This window comes from Clostridia bacterium (genome assembly GCA_028698525.1).
Taxonomy (GTDB): Bacteria; Bacillota; Clostridia; order JAQVDB01; family JAQVDB01; genus JAQVDB01.
The window spans coordinates 1-2,701 of the sequence record JAQVDB010000129.1; the positions used below are offsets into that span (position 1 = coordinate 1).

At 35.1% G+C, this 2,701-nt stretch carries 2 protein-coding genes; both read left to right on the forward strand.

What is annotated here, in order from left to right; genetic code table 11:
• Positions 1–394 (forward strand): DegT/DnrJ/EryC1/StrS family aminotransferase (locus tag PHP06_11065; protein ID MDD3841080.1); only part of this gene is annotated, 394 nt, incomplete at its 5' end.
• 388 nt (positions 395–782) lie between these two features.
• Positions 783–2,701 (forward strand): type III-A CRISPR-associated protein Cas10/Csm1 (gene cas10 / locus PHP06_11070; protein ID MDD3841081.1); only part of this gene is annotated, 1,919 nt, incomplete at its 3' end.

Below are 2,701 nucleotides of genomic sequence, written 5' to 3' on the forward strand. Positions count from 1 at the left end.
CGAAAGGACTAAGGCTATAGTAATTGTGCATTTGTACGGTGTAATATGTGATATGGATGCAATAATGTCAATAGCGAAAAAGTACAATCTAAAAGTAATAGAGGATTGTGCACAAGCCCATGGAGGTCTGTTTAGAGGTAAAAAAGTTGGAACTATCGGGGGTGCTAGGTGCTTTAGTTTTTGCCAGAGCAAGCATTTTACTACCGGGGGAGAGGGCGGAATGGTAGTGACCGATGATGAAGAGCTTGCGTGGGAGTGTTGCTCCTTCAGAGATCATGGATATAATGTAAAGGAACGCATGAATTTGTTAGCTATGGAAGAAAAGCTCCCTTATGTTCATAACAGGGTAGGTTTTAACTACAGGTTGACAGAGATACAGTTCCTGATTCAGTAAAGTATACCGATGTAGTATGTCCTGTCGCAAAGAGTTTGAGACCGCAGACATTGAGCTTATTCTTACATCCAAGCTGGGAAGAAGTACATATCCAGAAATGTATAGATGCCATGAAAGTTGTATTAGATAGATATTTAAAATAATTGAATAAATTAAAAAAAGCACTTCATTTCGTGGAGTGCTTTTTTATTGCTTAATTTAACTAAACTCTGAATAATGCCATTATTTGAAAAATAAAATAACAAGGTGTATAATATTGGTAAAACATTTAAAAAAGATAATAAATGCAACTTACTAAGCAAAGATCACTCAACAAAACAGAGAAATTCACTCTCCTTTTGCTAAATCATGGATTTTTATCAAATTATCTGAGAAAGGATCGATTGCAATGAATGATTTGACTTCTATAACAATCGCATCTTTGTTTCACGATGTCGGTAAAGTATTATATAGGGCCGAGAATAAGGCAAAAACCCACAGCAGATATGGCGCTGAATTTGTAAAAGAATATATTGGCGACCCTCTAATTCAAGAAATGGTAGAATATCATCATAGCGATGCAATCAGAAACAGCAATATATCACACAACAGCTTGGCATATATTGTGTATGAAGCAGACAATATCGCAGCAGCTACAGACAGGAGAAAACAGGAAGGTGCTGCTGATAGTTTAATCTTCAACAAAAAGATTCCTTTGCATAGTATATTCAACGTTTTAAAGCTGGACAACCAAAAAAATAAAGGCGATGATACTTATAAGCTTAAAGGCTATGATGATGAACAACCTCTTGTTTTGCTAAACAAAAACTATCATACTTCTTCTGGAGATTATATTGCATTAAAGAATTTCCTTGAAGATAACATGAAATTCATAAATACCCTTTTAAAACAACGGGGAAATGTGATTAATTCAATATTAAAGCTATTGGAAAGTACCATGTATTATGTTCCATCCAGCACTAATCGAGAAGAAACCCCTGATATATCCTTGTATGATCACTCTAAACTTACTGCCGCCATAGCTTCCTGTATTTATTTGTATTGTAGGGAAAATCAAATAACTGATTATCGCCATGTATTTTTTGATAATACAGATAAATCCAGAGATGACAAGATGTATCTCGTTTTGTCCGGAGATTTATCCGGTATACAGGATTTTATTTATACTATCTCTAGCAAGGGTGCCTTAAAATCCCTTCGGGGGCGATCCTTCCTGATTGAGATAATGATGGAAAATATCATAGATGAGATATTAGATAGTTTGAGCCTGTCAAGAGCGAATTTATTATATAGTGGCGGCGGTCATTTCTATATACTATTACCTAATACCCAATATACTATTTCAAAACTAGAAGAAGGTCAGCAAAAACTAAATGATTGGTTTTTAAAAAAGTATGGCAGTGCACTATATATCCAGATGGCTTGGGTAGAGGCCAGTGCCGATCAGCTGTCCAACGGCATGAGAGCCGATAGTGAAAAATTAGAGAATAAAACAAAGAAGTTATTTGACAGCCTTTCAGCAAAGCTTTCAGAAGGCAAAATACAGCGTTATTCCAAAGAACAGCTTGCTGCCTTGATGAATCCTGATAGTTCGATAAATACTATAAAAGACTTAGAAAGAGAATGCACAATCTGTGGAGCTTCAAATAAAGAAATAGTGAAACTTAGAGAGCAAGATGAAACACAGGTATGCAGGGAATGTAAAAGCCTATACTTGTTGGGAGATAAGATTGCCCGTTTATATGATAAAGATGCATACCAAAAAGACAACCTTTCTGTCATAGTCATAAAAAGCAGCCAACAAGAGAATGATTTGGAACTGCCATCTCTATCAGGGAAAAGTGTTTTTCTTAATATAGAAAAATTATATGAGGTGGATATAAACCTTAAACAAAAACAAGATTGGTATAAACGTATTTATTCAGTAAATAGACAAATGATAGGCAAGGATTATACCACTAATTTATGGGCAGGTATATATAATAAGACTTTCGATGACCAATGGGGATTGGCGGATTTTAAAACTTTGGCTGAAAAAAGCAAAGGAATAAAGAGATTAGGAGTATTACGGGCTGATGTGGATGATCTTGGCAATACATTTTCTTCAGGTTTCGAGATCAAAAATGATGATAAAAACAGATATAAATATGTGACTATTTCAAGATATGCCATGCTTTCTAGGATATTATCAATGTTTTTTAAATCCGATATAAATAGAATTTGCCAAGGGGTGCAGCAAAATAGTTTTATATTCGGGGATGCCCGAACAGACCAAGAAAAAAACCTAGTAATAGTCTATTCCGGAGG